Here is an 18970-nt window from a genome sequence, read left to right on the forward strand (position 1 = left end):
ATGGCGGCATTCCTGGGCGACGACGACTCGGTTCCCTGCGTCGTCGTCGTGAACGGCCGCAACCAGTACTCGATCTGGCCGGCCGGGCGGGACGTGCCCGACGGCTGGCACGCCGCCGGGTTCACCGGCCCCCGCAGCTCCTGCCTGGAGCACATCGAGGCCGTGTGGCCCGACCCGACCGGCTCCGACCCCGGAGCCCGTACCACCGAACCGGCAACCCGAGGAGACGACGCATGACCACGACCGTACCCACCGGCCGGACCGACCTGGACATGGACGGCCTCGCCTGGATCCTCTTCGGCCACGCGGCCTTCCAGTACCTCAACGCGGCCTGCGAGCTGGGCCTTTTCGAGGTGCTGCAGCAGCGGCCCGGACGGACCCGGCAGGAGATAGCCGACGAGCTGGGCCTGTCGCACCGCGCCAACGACATCCTGCTGCTCGGCGTCACCTCGCAGGGCATGCTCATCAAGGAGGACGACCGGTACCAGCTCGCCCCCGTGGTCGCCGACCTCATGGCGGGCCCGGACTGGCAGCGGTTCAAGGACACGGTGGCCTTCGAGCAGTACATCGTCTACGAGGGCCAGCTCGACTTCACCGAGTCCCTGCGCACGAACAGCAACGTCGGCCTGCGCCGCGTCCGCGGCACCGGCCGGGACCTCTACCACCGGCTGAGCGAGAACCCGCACATGGAGTCGGTCTTCTACCGCTACATGCGCTCGTGGTCCGAGCTGGCCAACCAGCAGCTCGTCGAGCACCTGGACATGTCCGGCTCCCGCCGGCTGCTGGACTGCGGCGGCGGCGACGCCGTCAACGCCATCGCGCTGGCCGCGGCCAACGAGCACCTGCAGGTGACGGTGCTGGAGATCGAGGCCACAACCCCGATCACCGAGAAGAAGATCGCCGAGGCCGGGCTGAGCGACCGCATCGACGTCCAGCCCGTCGACATGCACAACGCGCCCCTCCCGACGGGCTACGACACCATCATGTTCGCCCACCAGCTCGTCATCTGGACCTTGGAGGAGAACACGCGGCTGCTGCGCAAGGCGTACGAGGCGCTGCCCGAGGGCGGCCGGCTCGTCATCTTCAACTCGATGTCGAACGACGACGGCGACGGCCCCGTGGTCGCGGCGCTGGACAGCGTCTACTTCGCCTCGCTGCCGGCCGAGGGCGGGATGATCTACTCCTGGGCCCAGCACGAGCAGTGCCTGCGTGAAGCGGGCTTCAGCACCGTCGAGCGGACCGCCTTCCCGGGGTGGACGCCGCACGGAGTGATCGTCGCCACCAAGTAGGGGGCACGGGGAGCGGCGTGGCCTGGCACGCCTCGGGTGCGCCGGGCCAGTCCCTCCCGTTCCCCGCCACCCCCGGCGGCCCTTGCCGCAACTCTCTTCTCCCCGAGGATTGATCACCATGCTGAACAGGCGTTCCCTCATCCGCGCCGGGTCCGCCGCCGCGACGGCCGGGCTGCTGGCCGGCGGCGTGGCCGGCGGGCCGTCGCCGGCGGTCGCCCGGCCGAAGTGGGGCAGGCTACGCGCCGCCCTCAGTGGCCCGCTCGTCCTGCCGGGCGACGCGGACTACGAACGGGCCAAGGCGATGGTGCTGGGGCAGTTCGACTCGGTGCACCCGCAGGCGGTGGCGTACTGCCGGACGCCGCGCGACGTCTCCGTCTGCCTGCGCTTCGCCCAGGACCACGAGCTGCCGGTCGCGCCGCGCAGCGGCGGCCACAACTACGCCGGCTGGTCGACGACGCCCGGCCTGATCGTGGACCTGTCGATGATGAACGGCGCGCGTCCGTCCGGCCGCACCGTGCGGCTCGGCCCCGGTGCCCAGTCGGTCGACGCGATCGCCAAGCTCGCCCCGTACGACCTGCAGGTCCTCTCCGGTCTCTGTCCGACCGTGTGCCCCGGCGGCTACATCTCCGGCGGCGGCATCGGGTGGGGCACGCGCAAGTACGGCCTGGCGTCCGACCACCTGCGCTCGGCGCAGGTGGTGCTCGCCGACGGCCGGGTGGTGCGCGCGGACGAGGAGAACGAGCCCGACCTCTTCTGGGCGCTGCGCGGCGGCGGCGGGGGGAACTTCGGGATCGTCACCGAGTTCGAGGTGGCCCCGGTCGCCATCCCCTCCTTGATCAACTTCACCCTGACGTGGCCGTGGGAGGCTGCGGTCGACGTCATCCGGGGCTACACCGAGTGGCTGCCCGGCGGGCCCGACGCGTGGGGCTCCTCGCTGGTGGCCTTCATGGCGGAGTCGGCCCCCGGTGCCGTGCCGGTGCTGCTGATCCAGGGCGCCTACCTGGGGAGCGAGCCGGAGTACCACGCCGCCCGGGAGTCGCTCGTCTCGGCGATCGGGCGGCCGGCCGCCACCGAGGACACCGCCGAGCTGCCGTTCGACCAGGCGGCGATGCAGTACTACGGCTGCGGGGACTTCAGCGTCGAGGAGTGTCACCTCGTCGGCAACAACCCTGAGGCGAAGCTGCCGCGCTACCACTTCGCGGTTGACCGGGGCCGGCTCGCCGACCACCCGCTGACCGCCGCCGCCGTGCGGGAGCTGCTCGAAGCCTTCGAGGCCGACCGGGCGGCGGAGCAGTTCCGCTACCTCACGTTCTTCGCGCTCGGCGGCCAGGCCAACCGGGTGCCCGCGGACGCGACCGCGTACGTGCACCGGACGTCGCACTACTACATCGGCTACACCGTCGGCCTGCAGGTCGACGAGCCCGAGGCGGGCAGCCGGGCCGCGGCGCAGTCCTGGGCGGACAAGGGCTTCGAGGTCAGCGACCGCTACGGCATCCCGGAGAACTACGTCAACTTCCCCGACCCGCACCTCGCGGACTGGCGCACCGCCTACTACGGCGCCAACTACTCCCGGCTGGTGCGGGTGAAGCGCGACTACGACCGGTACGGCTTCTTCTCGTTCGGCCAGAGCGTCGGCGGCTGAGCGGGCCGGCGCCGCGCAGCCGCGCGGGCCGGCACGCCGCCGTACCGGTGGATGGAGGACACGTTGCAGGAACTCAGCAGCACAGACCGCGACGCCGCCGTGACCGCCCGCGAGCTGCTCTACGGCCAGCTCGCCGGCCGGGCGCTGGCCGCCGCCACGGAGCTCGGCATCCCCGCGCTGCTCGCCGAACGGCCGTCGACCGCCGCGGAACTCGCCGACCGCGCCGGCGCGGACGCCGGGTCGGTCGGCCGGCTCATGCGGGCCCTGACGGTCTTCGACGTCTTCGCCGTGGACGGGACGGGGGCGTACGCCCTCACCCCCCTCGGCGCCGCCCTGACCCCCGACCACCCTGCGTCCGCCCTGCCCTCCGCCCTGCTGGTCGCCGGGGAGTTCGGCGCCGCGTGGGACCGGCTGGCCAGGACCGTGCGCGGCGGACGGTCGCCCTTCCTGGACGACCACGGGACGGACCTGTTCACGCACATGGAGTCGCCGGGCGGCGCCCGGCTGCGCGCGACGTTCGACAGCTCGCAGCGGTTCGGCCTGGCGCTCGAACTCGACGAGATCATGCGCCACGTCGACTTCTCCGGCTACCGCACGATCGTGGACATCGGCGGCGGGGACGGCGCCTTCATCCGCCGCGTCATCGACGCCCACCCGGCGGCCCGCGGGGTCCTGTTCGACCTGCCGGGCTCGGTCGCCCGGGCCGCCCTGCCGGGCGGCGGGAAGCCGACGGGCGGGCAGGAGCAACCGGCGGGCGGGCAGGAGCAACCGGCGGGCGGGGAGGAGCGGCTGACCGTCGTGGCCGGCGACTTCTTCGAGCGCGTCCCGGAGGGCGGCGACCTCTACCTGCTGTCACACATCCTCCACGACTGGGACGACGAGAGCGCCGTGCGCATCCTGCGCACCTGCCGGCGCGCCATGGACCCCGCAGCGACCCTCACGGTCGTGGACCTCACGGCGGCCGACGGCGGCGACCGGGGTCCGGAGGCCCGCGCCGCCGCGCTCATGGATCTCTACATGCTCAGCCTCTTCGGCGGCGGCGGGGGCCAGGAGCGCACGGCCGCCGAGGTGCAGGCCCTGCTGGCCAAGGCGCGGCTGCGGGTCTGCGCGACGCAGGTGCTGCCCAGCGGCATGCAGGTGATCAGCGCGGTTCCCGAGGACTGAGGAGCAGCACCATGTTCTGGCACTTCTGGCCGTTCTTCAGACGTACCGGCCGGCGGGCCGGGCCGGGTGTTCCGCCGGTGTACGGCCGGACGCCCGCGCTCCGGAGGCGCCCGCGGCCCGCGCCCCGCCGCGGCACGCCCGGGCGCCCCACGGACGGTGCACAGCCGTGACCCGTCCGCTGCGCACCGTCACCGTCATCGGCACCGGTCTGATCGGCACGTCCATCGCCCTGGCGGCCACCGCCCGGGGCATGGCGGTCCACCTGCGCGACACGCGCGCCGAGGCGCTGTGCATCGCCGAGGCCATCGGCGCGGGCAGCGCCCGAAGACCCCCGGAGCCGACCGACCTGGCCGTGGTGGCCGTGCCGCCGAACAACGTGTGCGCCGCGCTCGCCGAGGCGCAACGGCACGGTCTGGCCCACCACTACACCGACGTCGCCAGCGTGAAGGGGCTGCCGGGCGGGGACTACGACCGTTCCCGCTTCATCGGCGGCCACCCCATCGCCGGGCGGGAGTACTCCGGCCCCGGCGCGGCCCGCGCCGACCTGTTCGCGGCGAAGCCCTGGGTGCTCACCCCGACGGCCAGCACCTCGCCGGGCACGGAGCGCGCGGCGCGCACGCTGGTGGAGCTGTGCGGCGCGCGCCCGGTGACGATGACCGCCGCGCACCACGACGAGGTCATCGCGCTCACCTCCCATCTGCCGCACCTGCTGGCGAGCCTCCTCGCCGCCCGGCTGCGCGGGGTCGACCGCGCCGACCTTGTCCTGGCCGGCTCCGGGCTGCGCGACGTGACCCGGATCGCGGACGGCGACCCCGACCTGTGGACCGACATCCTCGGCGCCAACGCCCGGTCCGTGCACGCCGAGGCGCGGGACCTGGCCCGCGACCTCAACGCCGCCGTGGACGTCCTGGCCGACCTCGCGGAGGCGCCGGACCGCGGCACCGCCACGACGGCCGAGGTGGCGCGCAAGTGGCTCACCCGGCTGCTGGAGGAGGGCCGCACAGGCCGCGCCGCGCTGCCCGCCCGGTACGGGGCGGAGTCCTGCCCGTCCCGCGCCCTGCGGGTGCGGCTGACCGACCGGGAGGGCGAACTGGCCGCCCTGCTCGCCGACATAAGCACGTGCCGCGTCAACGTCGAGGACCTACGGCTCTACGGCACCCCGGAGCCGTCCTCCGGCGTGGCCGAACTCACCGTCGACGCCGTGGGCGCCGCGGTGCTCACCGAACGGCTGCGCCTGCGGGGCTGGGCGGTGCTCTGACGCACCGCGCACGGGCTTTCCGGGACGGCGGCGAAGCGGCCGGACATAGGAATGAAAGGAACCGGATCTTCCGCGGCGAACGGCTCCACTATTGCAGTCGTGTGAAATTCCCGCGATTGCACAGAAGGCTGCGATCGCCCGGAGAGAGAGGTACTCAGGTGACTTCCATCTGTCACGAGATGCCCGTCGCGCAGGAGCCCTGGCTGGTCATCGCGGGCCGATCGTTCACGTCACGGATCATCGTCGGGATCGAGCAGTACGACGACGTCGACATGGTCCGCAACGTGCTGGCCGCCAGCGGCGGCGACGTGTTCATCACCACCGTCGACCCGGACAACCGCAGGTCCAGCCTGCTGCTCTCCGATCTGGACGCGGCGCTCGACCTGGACGACTTCGTCTGGATCGGCACCACCTCGTTCGCGCGCTCGAAGGACTCCGCGCTGCGCACCGCGCGAATTCTGCGGGAAGCCCTGGGAATCGACATCCTGAAGCTGGACGTGCGCGGCGAGAACAACGTCCCGGACAACCAGTCCACCTACGAGGCGGCGGTGGAACTGAAAGAACAGGGAATGGAGCTCATGCCCTTCATCCTCCCCGACCCGGCGATGGCCCGGAAGCTGGAGGAGGCCGGCTGCGCCGCACTGCGCGTGATGGCCGCCCCGGTGGCGTCCGGCGCCGGCATCGTGCAGCCGGAGCCCATCCGGGAGATCATCGAGCAGTCCGGCATCCCGATCATCGTCGAGGGCGGGCTGGGCTGCGCCCGGCACGTGGCGCAGGCCATGGAGCTGGGCGCCGCGGCCACCCTGGTCAACACGGCGCTCGTGCGCGCGGAGGACCCGCTGAAGATGGCGTCGGCCATGCGGCACGCCGCCCTCGCCGGGCGCCTGTCGTACGAGTCCGGCCACATGCCCGAGCCCGCAGCCGCCTGACGTCCGTTCCCTTCCTCTCCAAGGTGGTCACCGTGGGGCCGTACGCATCCGGCCGGAACGACGCTCGGGGCGCGGGGCCGTCGCCGAAGCGGACACTGGTTGTGCTGTGCGCGGCGAACGCGATCGGCGGCCTGGGGCTGGCGGCCGGTGGCACCTCGGGTGTGCTGCTCGCCGTCGAGATGACCGGCACCCACGCGGCGGCCGGCCTGCCCGTCCTGCTCCACCTCACCGGCTCCGCCCTTGGCGCCCTGCTCCTCTCACGTCAGGCGGCCATCGGGCGCCGGGAACGCGGGCTCGCGCTGGGGTTCGCGCTCGGCGCGCTCGGCGCCGTCCTGGTGGTCTGCGCCGCCGGGGCCGGCTCACTGCCCGGGATGCTGGCGGGGAGTACGGTGCTGGGCTGCGCGAACTCGTCCGTGTTCCTGGCCCGTTACGCCGCCGCCGCTGCCACCGGCGAGAAGGACCGCGGCAGGGCGCTCGGCGCGGTCTTGTTCGCGACGGCCGTGGGCGCGGTGTGCAGCCCGCTCCTGCTGGGGCCGAGCGGCACCGCCGCGGAAGTCCTCGGCCTGCCCGCGCTGACCGGGCTCTACCTCGTCGCCGCCGCGGTCTTCAGCGTCTCCGCCCTGCTGCTGGCCGCCTGCCCGCAGCCGCGGACCGGCGGCGCGCCGGTCCCGGCCGGCGGGCGGCGCTCCGGCGGCTCCTGGACCGAGGCGCTGCGCGGACCGCGCGGCGCCGCCGCCCGGGCGGCGCTGTCGGCGCTCGCCGGGGCGAACTTCGTGATGGTCGGCGTGATGACGCTGGTGCCGCTCACGCTGACCGAGCACGGCCACGGCCACGAGCTGGTGGGCACCTTCGTCGCCGGCCACGTGCTGGCCATGTTCGGTCCGTCGCCGATCACCGGGCGGGCGGCGGACCGCTGGGGCGCCGGAGCCGTCGTCCAGGTCGGCGGCGCGCTGCTGCTCGCGTCGGCCCTCGGCGGTGCGCTGCCCGGCGGCGCGGACCCCGCCCGCGTGCTCGTCCAGCTCACGCTCGCCGGCCTGGGGTGGAACTGCGCCGTGGTGGGCGGAAGCGCGCTGCTCGTCCGGGCCGTGCCCGACGAGTGGCGCCCGCCCGCCGAGGGCCTCGGGGAGGTGGCAATGGGCGCGGGCGCCGCCACCGCGGCCCTGCTCGTCGGGGTGCTCCCCGTCCCGGCCGCGTTCCTCCTGCTGGCCGTCTGCTCCGCCGCCGCCCCGCTGCTCCCCGCCGATCGCCCCCACCGACTTCCGGAACCGTCTGAAACGAGGTCCCGTACATGAAGCTCCTGACCCTGAGCAACAGTTGCCCGCGCTGGAGCGGCGGCGAGCTCAGCCCCCGATCCCCCGGCGGACTCGTGCCCATGCTCATCGCGCTGCTCGACCGGCACGGCGGCGACTGGGTCTTCACCGCCCCCGCGGAGGCGGCCGGCAGCCCCGACAGCGTGTCGCTGCGCGGGGACGTCCGGCTGCACCCGATGCAGGTGGACGAGGAGCTGCGCCGGCACCACTACGACACGGTCTCCATCCGGCTCTTCCTCGGGCTGCTCCACTACCTGCACGACGCCTCGGAGCAGCCCGTCTTCGACTCCGCGACCCGGGCAGCGTGGGCCGGCTACGAGACCGTGAACCGCATGTACGCCAAGCGCCTCGACGAACTGGCCGAGGACTCCCCCGAGCTGCACATCCTCATCAACGACCCGCACCTGATGCTCGTGCCGGAGCTGTACGGCGGCTGCAGCGAGCGGCGCGCGGCCCGGCTGACGTACTTCCTCGGCACCCCGTGGTGCGAGCCCGACTACTTCACGCTGCTGCCCGGCGACATCCGCGTCCGGCTGCTGGAGAGCCTGCTGCAGTGCGACGTCGTCGGCTTCCACGCCCGGCGGTGGGCGGACGCGTTCCTGCGCTGCTGCGAGCGGTTCCTGCCCGGCGCGCGCGTCGAGGACCGGGTGGTGGTGCACCGCGGGAAGGAGACGGAGCTGGTCGCCGTCCCCTTCCCGCTCGACATCGACGTGCTGGACGAGATGGTGTCCGAACCGGCCACCGCGGAGTGGGCGGAGCGGCTGGACGTGCTGGCGGCGGGTCGCCGGACCATGGTGCGGGCCGACCGGCTGGACCTCTGGAAGAACCTGCCGCGCGGGTTCGCCGCCTACGAGGCCATGCTCGAACGCCGCCCCGGGCTGGCGTCGGAGTGCTGGTTCGGCGCGGTGGTGACCAAGCCGAGCCGCGCCGCGGGCCGCCACCTGGCGTACCAGCAGGCCACCGAGGCGGCGGTGCGGCGCATCAACGAGCGGTTCGCCCCGCCGGGCCGGGACGCGGTCTCGCTCATCTACCCCGGCAGCGGCGGCGACTCCCGCAACGCCGTCATCGCGGCGCTGCGCGGAGCCACGGCTGCGATGGTCAACTCCACGTTCGACGGCCTCAACCTGTTCGCCAAGGAGGCCGCGTACCTCCTGCGCGACGACACCTCGCTGCTGATCTCCGCCAACGCGGGCGTGCACGAACAGCTCGCCCCGTACTCCCTGACGCTCGACCCCTTCGACCTCGAACAGAACGGGCAGGTCATGGAGGCCGCCCTCGACGGCCGCCCGGCCGCGCACCCGAGCGCGGCGCGCCGCCGCGCCCTGCTGCGCGCGGAGTCGTCGGAGCGGTGGCTCACCGAGGTGTTCCGCCGCTGACGCCCCCGCGGTCCGTTCCGGACATCGGCCGCGCGGAAGCGTTACCGCTCTTCCTGGAGGGCCGCGCCCCGTTCCTGGTCTGCTCGTCACGCGCCCTCGCCTCGATCAAGGACCAGCGCATGGACGTGAGCGTCGCCGCGGTACCTCCGCTGGGTGACAGGCAAGCCGGCATTGCTCTTGGCTCAGCGAAATCAGATCACTAAGCAGGTCGTCGATGACGCTTTCCTCTTCGACACGGACCCCGAGTTCGGTGAGGGCAGCGGTCAGCCGGGGTCCCAGGGGGCGGACGCGGGGGTGCCCTGCAGCGGGCGCACGAGCCGCGTTGTGGCCGCTGCCGTGCGGTAGTCCGCCGCGGTGTAGCGCCAGGGGCGCCAGGGTACGCGGCGCAGCAGGCCGGCCGCGATGCGCAGGCCGCCCCAGTCGAAGTCGCCGTGGTAGCGCAGCGTCGCGCCGCTCGTGTGCAGGAGCCGCAGCAGGGTGAGCGCGGCGGCCGAGGGCTGGCCCTGGAGGCAGATCAGGGGGGCGCAGGCGGCGCCGTGTGCGGCGGCCGCGGCGGCGACGACCGCGGGGTTCTCGCATACGTACACCGTGGGGGCGGTGGCCGGCGCAAGGGGCGTACCGCCGGCGAGCTGGCGCAGGGTCAGCACCGCCGGCTCGCCCGCGTCGGCCAGCGCGTCGAGTGCCGCGGTGCCGCGCACGCCCAGTGGCGGACAGGGCGTCCTTCAGCAGGCCCGCCGAGGCCCAGGCCGCCCGGCGCCACTCGGCGCCCTCGCCGTCGGGGAAGCCGGTCAGGGCCCGGACGCCGGAGCGGACCAGGGTGGCGAGCGGGGTGCCGTCGTCGAGGACGTACGCGATCAGATCGGCCGAATCTGGAAGCTGCGCGCCGAGGGGGCCATGGTCTGGCACCCGGTCAGGCAGCGGTACGTCATCGCCTCGGAGGACGGCGCCAGGACGGTCATGCGCTGTGTGGACCAGGCGGGAGTAGCCGGCATCTCCGACGGCCGGCTGCTCGACCAGCTCACCGCGTACCGGGGGGGACGCCGCCGGGGCGCTCACGCATACCTGGCGATGGCACAAGGACATGGCCGCGGTGTTCGTCGTCTGCCTCATCCTCCTGGTCGCGCTGCCGACGGCGCTCAAAGTGGTGGCACTCGCCGGCTTCGTCGCACTGCCCATCCGGATGGGGCGCAAACCGCAGTGGCAGCACACCTACGACGACCTGCCGCCGCACGTCAGGCCACCGACCGGGACGGCACCATGACCACTCTTCCGGGTGACTCCCGGCCCATCGGCCACCGGGTGGACGAGCGCACGCCGCAGCGGCGGGTTGGCGTCAGCCGCCCCGTGAGCAGGTCGCCGGGCGGACATCACAGGGGTGGGTGCCCCACTGGCGTGTGCGGGCTCTGGCCGAAAGCGGCGGTCAAGCAGGCCCGGAATCGGCATGATTGCCGCTGTCAGCGTCTCGCATTCAAGGGGGAATGGGCATGACACGCGTGGTAGGCATCGACCTGGGGACGACGTACTCCGCTGTTGCGGTCGCCGACCGATCGGGCAGCCCGTCCATCGTCCGTAACCGGGAGGGCGAGAACATCACGCCGTCCGTGGTGATGTTCCAGGGCGACACCGTCGTCGTCGGCTCCCAGGCGAAGAGGTCGGCGGTCACGGCACCAGACCATGTGGTGCAGTTCGTCAAGCGGTACATGGGGGAGGCCAAGCCCGTCTATCACTCGGAGTCCGGCACGCCCTACCGGCCTGAGGAGATCTCCGCGCTGCTGCTCAAACGCCTCAAGGAGGACGCCGAGATGATGCTCGGCGAGCCGGTGGAGCAGGCGGTCATCACGGTGCCGGCGTATTTCGACGATGCCAGGCGCAAGGCGACGCAAGACGCCGGGCGGCTCGCCGGGCTCGAGGTGCTGCGCATCGTCAACGAGCCCACCGCGGCGGCCCTCGCCTACGGCATCGAGCAGTCCTCCGGGGAGGACGAGGGAGAGGAAGACGGGCCTGACGGCGCGCGGATCGGCACCGTGCTCGTCTACGACCTGGGAGGCGGCACCTTCGACGTCACCGTCATGCGCGTCGAGGACGGCGACTACGTGGTGACCGCCACGGACGGCGACCGCAACCTCGGCGGCTTCGACTGGGACGGCGCGCTGATGACCCACCTCAACGGCGCCTTCATGGCCTCGGGTGGCCCCGATCTCACCGAGGACAGCGCACTGCAGGCCGAGCTGCGCGACAAGGCCGAGATCGCCAAGCGGACCCTCTCCAACGCCCCGCAGGCCGTGGTGATGCTCTCCGCCGGCGGCCGACACGAGCAGATCCGGGTGACGCGCGAGAAGTTCGAGGAGATCACCGCCGAGCTGCTCGACCGCACCCGCATCATCACCGAAGGCGTGCTGGAGGAGGCCGGGACGGACTGGGCCGGCATCGACCGGGTGCTGCTGGTCGGCGGCTCGACCCGGATGCCCATGGTGCAGGAGCTGATCCACCGGCTGTCCGGCAAGGAGCCGGAGCGCGGCATCTCCCAGGACGAGGTGGTCGCGCTCGGCGCCGCCCTCGTCGCGCTGGACGCCGCGGTGCGTGCGGAGGAGGCGCAGGAGAAGCGGAAGTACGTGGGCAGCGGGGCGAGCACGGAGTCCGCCCCCGGTGACGGTCTGGCCCGGCTCACCAAGGGCAGGGTGAAGTCCATCAAGGACGTCACCTCGCAGTCGCTGGGCATGGTGGCCGTCCGCGAGGAGAACCACGATCTGGAGTACAACGCGGTGATCATCCCGCACAACACGCCTGTGCCGGCCAAGGAGAGCGACACCTTCCACACCATCACAGAACGGCAGCAGCGGTTGAGGGTGCAGGTGACCGAGGGGGACGACGAGGACCTGGAGTACGTGAAAACGGTGGGAGAGAGCACCGTCGACATCCCGCAGTACCCGATGGGTGCGCCGTTCGAGGTCTTCTACTCCTACGACGTCGACGGCATCATCCACGTCGAGGTCAAGGACGGCACCACGGGCAAGTGGCTCGGCGAGTTCGAGCTTGAGCGCCCCGACAATCTCGGCGCGGCCGAGATGGCCGAACTCAGCGACCGTGTCGCCCGAGTCCCGACCCTCTAGGGGATTCGAGATGACTGCCGACGACGCTCCCGACTACTACGCCGAGTTCGACATCGACCGGTCCGCGACCGGGCAGGAGATCTCCCGGCGGCTCGACCGGGCGTTTCGGACCTGGTCCAGCCGGGCCAGCCGAGCTCCCGACGCCAAGAAGCGGCGGGAAGCCGAGGACAAGGTCGAGATGATCTCCGAGGCGCGCAGGGAACTGCTCGATCGCGCCAAGCGCCACGCCTACGACCGCAGACTCGACACGGCGCGGCAGCGCCGAAGCCCCCGGTCGGACTCCGGCCCTGGCCGCGATCCCGACATCGGCCCTGAGCCGCAGCCCACTCAGGGCACCCGGGACTGGGTGGGGCACGCCCGCAGGTTCATCGACCAGGGCAACGACGAGGCCGCGCTGTACGAGCTTCGGCAGGCCGTACACCACGACGACGGCGATGGCGACGCCTGGCGTCTGCTCGCCGCCGTCCACGCCAAGCGGGGCCTGTTCGCCGACGCGCTGCAGGAGTTCGAGCGCGCCCGCGCACTGCACCCCCACGATGCCCTGACCCACACCCTGATCGCCCGGGTGCACGAGCAGGTCGGCAACAACTCCGCCGCCGCCGACTGGCACCTGAAGGCGGTCCGGCTCGCTCCGGGTGACGCAGGTCCCCTGGTCGATGCCGCCAACAGCCTCTTCCTTGCCAGGCGTTACGACGAAGCGCTTACCAACTACGAGCAGGCTCTGGTCAAGCAGCCCGACCACACGAGCATCCGGGATCAGATCGGGCGCATCTGGTCGTTACGCGCCGAGGGAGCCATGGTCTGGCACCCGATCCGGCAGCGGTACGTCATCGCCTCTGCGACCAGCGCCTCGACGGTCATCCACTGCGTGGACCAGGCGCTGGCCGTCGGCGTCTCCGACAGTCGGCTGCTGAACCAGCTCACGGCGCATCGCATGGATGCCGTCAGGGCGCCCGGCAAGACCTGGCGATGGCGCAAGAACATGATCGCGGTCATCGCCGTCTGCTTCGTACTGCTGCTTGTGCTGCCTGGTGCCGTCTCTGTGCTGGCGCTCGCCGGACTGTTCGGACTGCCGGTCGCGATGGGAGTCAAGCCGAGGTGGCAGCACACCCGCAACGACCTGCCCCCGCACGTCAGACCACCGAACGGGAGAGTCTCATGACCGCCCCACCGCCGCCGTCCCAACCGGCGGAGCCCGCCGTGCCACCCCCCGCCGAACCCGCCCGCCTGCCGCCGGACCCGCGCTCCGCGCCGGCCGCAGCCCCTCCGGAGCAGACGGCGCCGCCACCCGACCCGTTCGCCGTCGTGGCCGACGCGGTCGACGGCATGCGCGAGGAGCTGGCCGCGCTGGGTGACCAGTTCCGCCGCCGGCTGCTCAACGACCGGGAGGCCAGGCGCGGCCTCGAAGGGTTGCAGGCTGAGCTCGACCACGCGCGGCAGATCACCGAGGGCCGCATCGTGCAGCCGCTGCTGTACGACATCGTGCTCCTCGTCGACCGCGTCGAGCGGCAGGCCGCGGAGGACGACGCGTTCGCCGGCTCCGTCGTCACGGAGCTGCTGACGGTGCTGGAGAAGTACGGCATGACGCGTATCCCCGTCACCCGCGGTCCGTTCGATCCCGAGGTCCAGGAGGCCGTCGGAGCGGTCTCCGCGCTCTCCCCCGAGCAGAACGGTGAGGTCGCCGAAGTGCTGCGGCACGGCTATCGGATGGACGAGCGCATCGTCCGCCCGCAGCAGGTCCGCGTCTACACCGACCGGTAAACGGGGCTTGCGGAGCGGTACTGGCCGCCCCTCGCCGGAGAAGTCCCAGTCCGTCGTATCCGGGACGCCGTCGGCGGCCAGCCAGAAGCCGGTGTCATCGACGGCGAGGCACGAGACCTTCTCCCGCCGCCGCCAGACGCCGCGCCCGTACCACCGAACACCGGTCACCCGCGCGATGCGGGTGACCGGTGCCGGGGGTTGCCGGGGTTAGACGGGTCGACGCTGCCAGGGCTGGTTCCCGCGGCCGTGGCAGGTCCACTGCTGAACCCTGGCACCGTCAGCGGTGGACTCGTCATCGACGTCCGCGCACTTTCCGCTGTGTCGTGCCCGGAGCTGTATCGCGTCGCCGACCTCTATGGACTCCCATTCCTGGTTGGCGCCGCCGTCCCCGGGATCAGCTCCATCCAGTTCACCCGCACGCTGCTGTCCGGGAAGACGAGGTGCAGCGGGAACGTACCCGTCGTGGGCTTCAGATCCAGCGTCACGTTCTGCCAGGGCACGGCCCCCTCGGCGGGGATGATGCTCGCGTCGTTGCCCTGTGCGGAGGAGTCGACGGCCGTGGTGCCGCCGTCCTCGTCGAACTTGTACCAGGCGACGTCGCCGCCGCCTACGTCGCCGCCGGGCTTCGCGGTCAGCGACTGCACCTCGCTCTGCGTCAGGGCCCGGTCGAAGACGTTGAAGTCGTCGACAGAGCCGTTGAGCAGCGGGTCGGCGTCCCACTGCGAGTCGCCGATCCAGTTCTGCTCTGTCTGCCCGAGGTCCGCCGGGCTCACCGTCATGTTGTCGTTGGTCCCGATCGGCTCGCCGTTCAGGTACAGCGTGCCCTTCGTGCCGGAGAGGGTGACCGCGACGTGCTGCCAGCCGTCGGTGGGCAGCGGCTGCGAGCCGTTGATCTGCTGCTCGCCGGAGCCGGTGGTGATCGCGTACTTCAGGTTGCCGCTGTCGCCGGCGCTCGGGGTGAGGAACATGTAGTTGCCGGTGCCGGAGCCGAAGTCGAAGATCCGGGCCCACGTCTGGTCGCCGGACCAGTTCACCCAGGCGGAGACGGTGAATTCCTCGACCCCGTCGACGATGCCCTTGGGCATCTCCACCTTCTCCGACTGACCGGAGCCGCCCAGCGGGACGCCGTTGCCGAAGCCCTCCGGACCGCCGGTCCGCGGCACCTCGGCGTTGCCCTCGATCTGCGCGGTGCCGAGCAGCTCGCCGTCGGGCGCGCCGCGCCGCACCTCGACCGTGGTGTCGTCCGCCGCCGCGGCGCGCAGCTTCATCTCGCCGACGCCGTCGAGGTGGTACGGGTCGTACGACGCCCACGCGCCGTTCTGGCCGGTGATCGCCTCACCGCCGCCGGTCTCCTCGTCGTTCGCCGCGCCGACGCCGACGTTCGAGGAGTCGCCGAAGTGCTCGACCTCCTTTCGCTTCTGTTGCAGGAAGTGCGTCTTGCCGCCGGTCAGTTCCGGTGCGCCGGCCTCGCCCCCCAGGTCGGTGTAGCTGGCCGTCACCGTCAGCGCGATGTCCGCGGCCTCTCCGTGCTCCGCGTCGGACTGGGTGGTGAGCACGCCCTCGCAGCCGTTCTGCGACTGTCCGGGATGGACGTGGGCGTTGCCGCCCTCGTCGTGGTAGAGGCCCTGTTGTACGGTCACACGCTCGCAGTCGATCGCGTCGCCCGTGCCGTCCTCGGCGTCCGCCACCGAGACGGTGAAGGGGATCTCATCACCCCATTCGAAGACCTGGCCGTCGTGTGGCAGCGCGATGGTCACCTCTGGTCGGGTGTTCCCCGCGGTGACCGTGACGTTGGAGGTGCCGGAGCGCCCCGACGGGTCGGTGACCGTGAGCCGCGCGGTGTACTGGCCGGGCTCGGCGTAGGTGTGGGCCGGGTTGGTCTCGTCCGACGTCGTACCGTCGCCGAAGTCCCACGTGTACGTCAGCTCGTCGCCGTCCGGGTCGTTGGTGCCCTCGCTGGAGAACGTGACGTCCAGCGGAGCGGGTCCGGAGTCCTTGTCGACCGCGGCCTTCGCGATCGGCGTCCGGGCACCCTTGGTGTAGTTGATCTTGTAGAGGCCGGAGTCGGGGTTGACGCTCCCTCCCCCGTAGTTGAAGTCCATGCCCCACTCGATCAGGTACATCGCCCCGTCCGGCCCGAACTCCATGTCGTGCGGGCTGCGGAAGAGGGTGTTCGGCATGAACTGCTCGAAGCTCTTGTAGTTCCCGTTCTCGTCCAGCCGGAGGGCGCCGATCCATTTGCGCGACCATTCCATGACGAAGACGGCGTCGTCGTAGTACTCCGGGAACTGCCCGTCACCCAGCAGTTCGGGGTCGTAGTGGTACACGTCGCCGGCGTACGCGGAGCGTCCACCGCCCTCGGGAAGCTCCGGGAACTGTGGCGACGGGCCGTACGGGTACCAGATGAACGAGTCCTTGGCCGGCGGGACGGTCTCCAGGCCGGTGTTGAACGGGGACTTGTTGGCCGGGCCGTTCTCGCAGTCGAAGGACTCGCCCGGGGTGCTGGTCGCGAAGTCCCATTCGCGGTACGCCTGGCTGTCAGCGATGCAGTACGGCCAGCCGTAGTTGCCCGGCTCGCGGATCTGGTTCCACTCGTCGTAGCCGCGCGGGCCGCGGTCGGGGTTGTCGGCGCCGGCGTCGGGGCCGACCTCGCCGGCGTAGACCCAGCCGGTCTCGTCGTCGACGGCGATCCGGAACGGGTTGCGGTGGCCCATCGTGTAGATCTCGGGCCGGGTCTTCTCGGTGCCCGGCGGGAACAGGTTGCCCTCCGGGACCGAATAGGTGCCGTCGTCCTGGGGTGTGATCCGCAGGATCTTGCCGCGCAGGTCGTTGGTGTTGCCGGAGGTGCGCCGCGCGTCATAGGAGTGCTTGGCGTCCTCGCTGGTCTGCTCGTCGTGGACGCGCCCGTCGATCGGCGCGAAGCCGTCCGAGGCGAAGTGCGCGGTGTCGTCGCCGGTGGAGATGAAGAGGTTGCCGTCGGGGCCGAACCGCATCGAGCCGGCGGAGTGGCAGCACACCTCCCGCTGGTGCGTGAACTCCAGGAGGACCTTCTCAGACTCCATGTCCAGGGTGTCGCCGTCGGCGGTGAATCTGGAGACGTGCTGCACCTCGGGCGATGGAGCGCTGTAGAAGAGATAGACCCAGTTGTTCGTCTCGAAGTCGGGATCGAGGGCGATGCCCAGCAACCCGTTCTCGTTGCCGCGGTGGACCGGTATCTGCGCGGCGGTCTTCACGGCGCTGGTCTCGGGGTCGTAGATCTTCACCGTGCCGGCCAGCTCGACGTAGAAGACGCGCCCGTCGGGGGCGACGGCCAACTCCATCGGGTTGGCGGTGTTGTCGTCCAGCGCGACCTTCTCGAAGGACGCCTCCGTGGGAGGTCCTTCGCGCGGCTCGCCGCAGTCGCCTTCGGCGGCGCCTGCCGCCCACTGGATGCCGCCGAGGATGTGCTGGCGCAGCTGCGGCTCGTCGTAGTGTTCCGGCTGGTGGCCCAGCGCGGTGTACCAGGTCCGGCCGCCGTCGTAGTTGGAGCACCAGGCGATCGGGTGGTCGTCGCCCATGGCGTCCGGCCCGGGGTTGTACGTCGACTCGTCCAGCGTGGCCAGGACGTGGACCTTCTCACGCGGGTTGGCGGTGAAGTTGTACCACTCGTCCGTACGGACCCACTCGGCCGGCAGCCCGGCCGTCGACGGATGTGTGGAGTCCTCTATCCGTACGGTCGCCTCCTGGAACTGGTCGGCGCCGGAGGGGTGGCTCTTGAAGAACGCGCCGCCCATGAGGTCGGACCACCAGGGCCAGTCCGTCTTGTCCATGTTCGACGACGAGTGCAGCCCGACGAACCCGCCGCCGCGCTGGATGTAGCGCTCGAACGCGTGCCGCTGGTCGGTGTTGAGGGTGTTCTCGCCGTCGGTGAAGAACGCGATGGCCTCGTACTGCGCCAGGCCCTCGTCGGTGAAGACCGCGGCGTCCTGCGTCTCGGTCACCGTAAACCCGTTCTCTTGGCCGAGCTGTTCCACGGCCGCGAGAGCGGACGGGATCGAGTCGTGCCGGAAACCGGTCGTCTTGTGGAAGAACAGGACGTCGTACTCCGCGGCTTCCTGCGCCGCCGCGCTGGTGGCCATTCCTGGGAGGAACGAGACCAGGATGGCCATCACCGCTGTGAACAGGGTGAATCTATGGCGTTGTCGCATTGCCCTCTCCGTCGCGTCGTTGCGGATGGGACTACGGAAATCAGGGGGTACGGGGGTGCCCGGAGGACATCCCGGTGAGGAAGGCCAGGCCGTCGACGGCGATCGCGTCCTGGCTCGGCGCCAGCGGACGCCAGATCGAGGCGGCCGTCGCGATCGTCTCGTTGTCCCCGGTGAACGACTCGATCACCAGCGGCCCCCCGTAACCGGCCTCGTCGAGGGCGGTGAGGATTCCCGGCCAGTCGAGGTGGTCCGCGCCCGGGGCGCCGCGGTCGTTCCCGCAGACCTGGACGTGCGCGATCCGGTCCCCGGCCCGCCGGACGGCCGCCGGGATGTCCTGCTCCTCGATGTTCATGTGGTAGACGTCCAGGGCGACCCCGCAGCCCTCGGGCGGCAGGCCGGCCAGCGCGTCGAGCGTCTGGCCGACGGTGTTGACCACGCTCGTCTCGTAGCGGTTGAGAGGTTCGACCGCGACGGTGAGGCCGGCGCTCCGCGCGTGCTCCACCACGGGGGCGAGGTTGTCCCGCAGCTGCTCGTAGCAGGTGCGGCGCTCCGCGTCGGCCATCCGCCAGGTCCGTCCCACGGACGCGTAGACCGGCCCCGCGACCACCGGCGAGGACACCGCGGCCGCCGCGTCGACCGCCTGTCGCAGGAAGTACTGCGTGCGGGTCACCGTCGCCCGGTCGGCCGCCACCAGCTCGCGCCCCAGCCCCATCGCCACCACGACGGTGGCCGACAGGCCGAGCGAGTCGAGCAGTTTCGCCGTCCGGCCGGGCTCCCAGTCGCCGATGTTCTCCACCGGGAGTTCGATCACGTCGAAGCCCCACTCCCGGATGCGGGGCGCCAGCTCGGCCAGCCGTCCGTCGGTCACGGGCGAGGTCCACACCCAGGTATTGACCCCGAACGTCCTCGTCGCCTCCATCGGTCCTCCCATCGCGTTTCCCTTC

The 18970-nt window shown here is 71.8% G+C and carries 16 protein-coding genes and 1 pseudogene; 12 read left to right on the forward strand and 5 right to left on the reverse strand.

The window, feature by feature from the left end; translation table 11 throughout:
* The 8 genes from T328_RS10515 (at nucleotide 1) to T328_RS10550 (ending at nucleotide 8968) form a co-directional block, all read left to right on the forward strand.
* Nucleotides 1–237 carry an MbtH family protein gene (locus T328_RS10515; RefSeq protein WP_496495670.1) on the forward strand — a complete coding sequence of 79 codons (237 nt, stop codon included), beginning with the start codon at nucleotides 1–3 and terminating at the stop codon, nucleotides 235–237.
* Nucleotides 234–1289: a methyltransferase gene (locus T328_RS10520; protein ID WP_496495671.1), complete on the forward strand. Its 1056-nt coding sequence runs from the start codon at nucleotides 234–236 to the stop codon at nucleotides 1287–1289. Before T328_RS10515 ends, T328_RS10520 begins: the two co-directional genes overlap by 4 nt.
* Nucleotides 1290–1407: 118 nt before the next feature.
* The gene (locus tag T328_RS10525; RefSeq protein WP_496495672.1) at nucleotides 1408–2931 is read left to right on the forward strand and encodes an FAD-binding oxidoreductase; all 1524 of its coding nucleotides are present in this window, start codon (nucleotides 1408–1410) and stop codon (nucleotides 2929–2931) included.
* Nucleotides 2932–2994: 63 nt separating this feature from the next.
* Nucleotides 2995–4095 (forward strand): methyltransferase, encoded by a 1101-nt coding sequence (locus T328_RS10530; RefSeq protein WP_496495673.1) that lies wholly within the window; start codon nucleotides 2995–2997, stop codon nucleotides 4093–4095.
* A gap of 166 nt (nucleotides 4096–4261) precedes the next feature.
* Entirely contained in the window at nucleotides 4262–5353 is a 1092-nt protein-coding gene (locus T328_RS10535; RefSeq protein WP_496495674.1) for a prephenate dehydrogenase, read from the forward strand.
* Between the two features lie 158 nt (nucleotides 5354–5511).
* Entirely contained in the window at nucleotides 5512–6282 is a 771-nt protein-coding gene (locus tag T328_RS10540; protein WP_496495675.1) for a HisA/HisF-related TIM barrel protein, read from the forward strand.
* A gap of 32 nt (nucleotides 6283–6314) precedes the next feature.
* Nucleotides 6315–7574 (forward strand): MFS transporter, encoded by a 1260-nt coding sequence (locus T328_RS10545; protein ID WP_496495676.1) that lies wholly within the window; start codon nucleotides 6315–6317, stop codon nucleotides 7572–7574.
* Nucleotides 7571–8968, forward strand: coding sequence for a trehalose-6-phosphate synthase (locus T328_RS10550; protein WP_496495677.1), 1398 nt, complete (start codon nucleotides 7571–7573; stop codon nucleotides 8966–8968). Before T328_RS10545 ends, T328_RS10550 begins: the two co-directional genes overlap by 4 nt.
* 263 nt (nucleotides 8969–9231) lie before the next feature.
* On the opposite strand, the gene T328_RS10555 is transcribed toward T328_RS10550, so the two are convergent.
* Nucleotides 9232–9666: a DUF2399 domain-containing protein gene (locus T328_RS10555; protein WP_496495678.1), complete on the reverse strand. Its 435-nt coding sequence runs from the start codon at nucleotides 9664–9666 to the stop codon at nucleotides 9232–9234.
* A 16-nt stretch (nucleotides 9667–9682) separates the two neighbouring features.
* Nucleotides 9683–10078 (reverse strand): annotated as a pseudogene (locus tag T328_RS10560) (TIGR02679 domain-containing protein); the annotation flags it as partial.
* Here T328_RS10560 and T328_RS10565 point away from each other — a divergent pair.
* From T328_RS10565 to grpE, 4 genes are all read left to right on the forward strand, one after another.
* Nucleotides 10050–10229, forward strand: a complete 180-nt coding sequence (locus T328_RS10565; RefSeq protein WP_496495679.1) for a hypothetical protein — start codon at nucleotides 10050–10052, stop codon at nucleotides 10227–10229. The pseudogene T328_RS10560 and the gene T328_RS10565 overlap by 29 nt on opposite strands.
* Before the next feature lie 223 nt (nucleotides 10230–10452).
* The gene (locus tag T328_RS10570) at nucleotides 10453–12078 is read left to right on the forward strand and encodes an Hsp70 family protein (RefSeq protein WP_496495680.1); all 1626 of its coding nucleotides are present in this window, start codon (nucleotides 10453–10455) and stop codon (nucleotides 12076–12078) included.
* Between the two features lie 10 nt (nucleotides 12079–12088).
* Nucleotides 12089–13240 (forward strand): tetratricopeptide repeat protein, encoded by a 1152-nt coding sequence (locus T328_RS10575; protein WP_496495681.1) that lies wholly within the window; start codon nucleotides 12089–12091, stop codon nucleotides 13238–13240.
* Entirely contained in the window at nucleotides 13237–13839 is a 603-nt protein-coding gene (grpE, locus tag T328_RS10580) for a nucleotide exchange factor GrpE (RefSeq protein WP_496495682.1), read from the forward strand. Before T328_RS10575 ends, grpE begins: the two co-directional genes overlap by 4 nt.
* A 207-nt stretch (nucleotides 13840–14046) precedes the next feature.
* Here grpE and T328_RS10585 read toward each other — a convergent pair whose 3' ends face one another.
* From T328_RS10585 to T328_RS10595, 3 genes are read right to left on the reverse strand one after another with little or no spacing between them, the layout of a single operon-like run.
* The gene (locus tag T328_RS10585) at nucleotides 14047–14247 is read right to left on the reverse strand and encodes an RICIN domain-containing protein (protein WP_496495759.1); all 201 of its coding nucleotides are present in this window, start codon (nucleotides 14245–14247) and stop codon (nucleotides 14047–14049) included.
* Nucleotides 14193–18026 carry a ThuA domain-containing protein gene (locus tag T328_RS10590; protein ID WP_496495683.1) on the reverse strand — a complete coding sequence of 1278 codons (3834 nt, stop codon included), beginning with the start codon at nucleotides 18024–18026 and terminating at the stop codon, nucleotides 14193–14195. The genes T328_RS10585 and T328_RS10590 overlap by 55 nt, the downstream gene beginning before the upstream one ends.
* 40 nt (nucleotides 18027–18066) lie before the next feature.
* Nucleotides 18067–18945 (reverse strand): sugar phosphate isomerase/epimerase family protein, encoded by an 879-nt coding sequence (locus T328_RS10595; protein WP_496495760.1) that lies wholly within the window; start codon nucleotides 18943–18945, stop codon nucleotides 18067–18069.
* Nucleotides 18946–18970 lie beyond the last annotated feature (25 nt).

The organism is Streptomyces sp. CNX435, from assembly GCF_059570575.1.

Coding starts and splice junctions, on each gene's coding strand:
- T328_RS10515 (WP_496495670.1), top strand. CDS start 1: ATGGCGGCATTCCTGGGCGACGACGACTCGGTTCCCTGCGTCGTCGTC.
- T328_RS10520 (WP_496495671.1), top strand. CDS start 234: ATGACCACGACCGTACCCACCGGCCGGACCGACCTGGACATGGACGGC.
- T328_RS10525 (WP_496495672.1), top strand. CDS start 1,408: ATGCTGAACAGGCGTTCCCTCATCCGCGCCGGGTCCGCCGCCGCGACG.
- T328_RS10550 (WP_496495677.1), top strand. CDS start 7,571: ATGAAGCTCCTGACCCTGAGCAACAGTTGCCCGCGCTGGAGCGGCGGC.
- T328_RS10565 (WP_496495679.1), top strand. CDS start 10,050: ATGGCCGCGGTGTTCGTCGTCTGCCTCATCCTCCTGGTCGCGCTGCCG.
- T328_RS10570 (WP_496495680.1), top strand. CDS start 10,453: ATGACACGCGTGGTAGGCATCGACCTGGGGACGACGTACTCCGCTGTT.
- T328_RS10575 (WP_496495681.1), top strand. CDS start 12,089: ATGACTGCCGACGACGCTCCCGACTACTACGCCGAGTTCGACATCGAC.
- grpE (WP_496495682.1), top strand. CDS start 13,237: ATGACCGCCCCACCGCCGCCGTCCCAACCGGCGGAGCCCGCCGTGCCA.
- T328_RS10590 (WP_496495683.1), bottom strand. CDS start 18,026: ATGCGACAACGCCATAGATTCACCCTGTTCACAGCGGTGATGGCCATC.
- T328_RS10595 (WP_496495760.1), bottom strand. CDS start 18,945: ATGGAGGCGACGAGGACGTTCGGGGTCAATACCTGGGTGTGGACCTCG.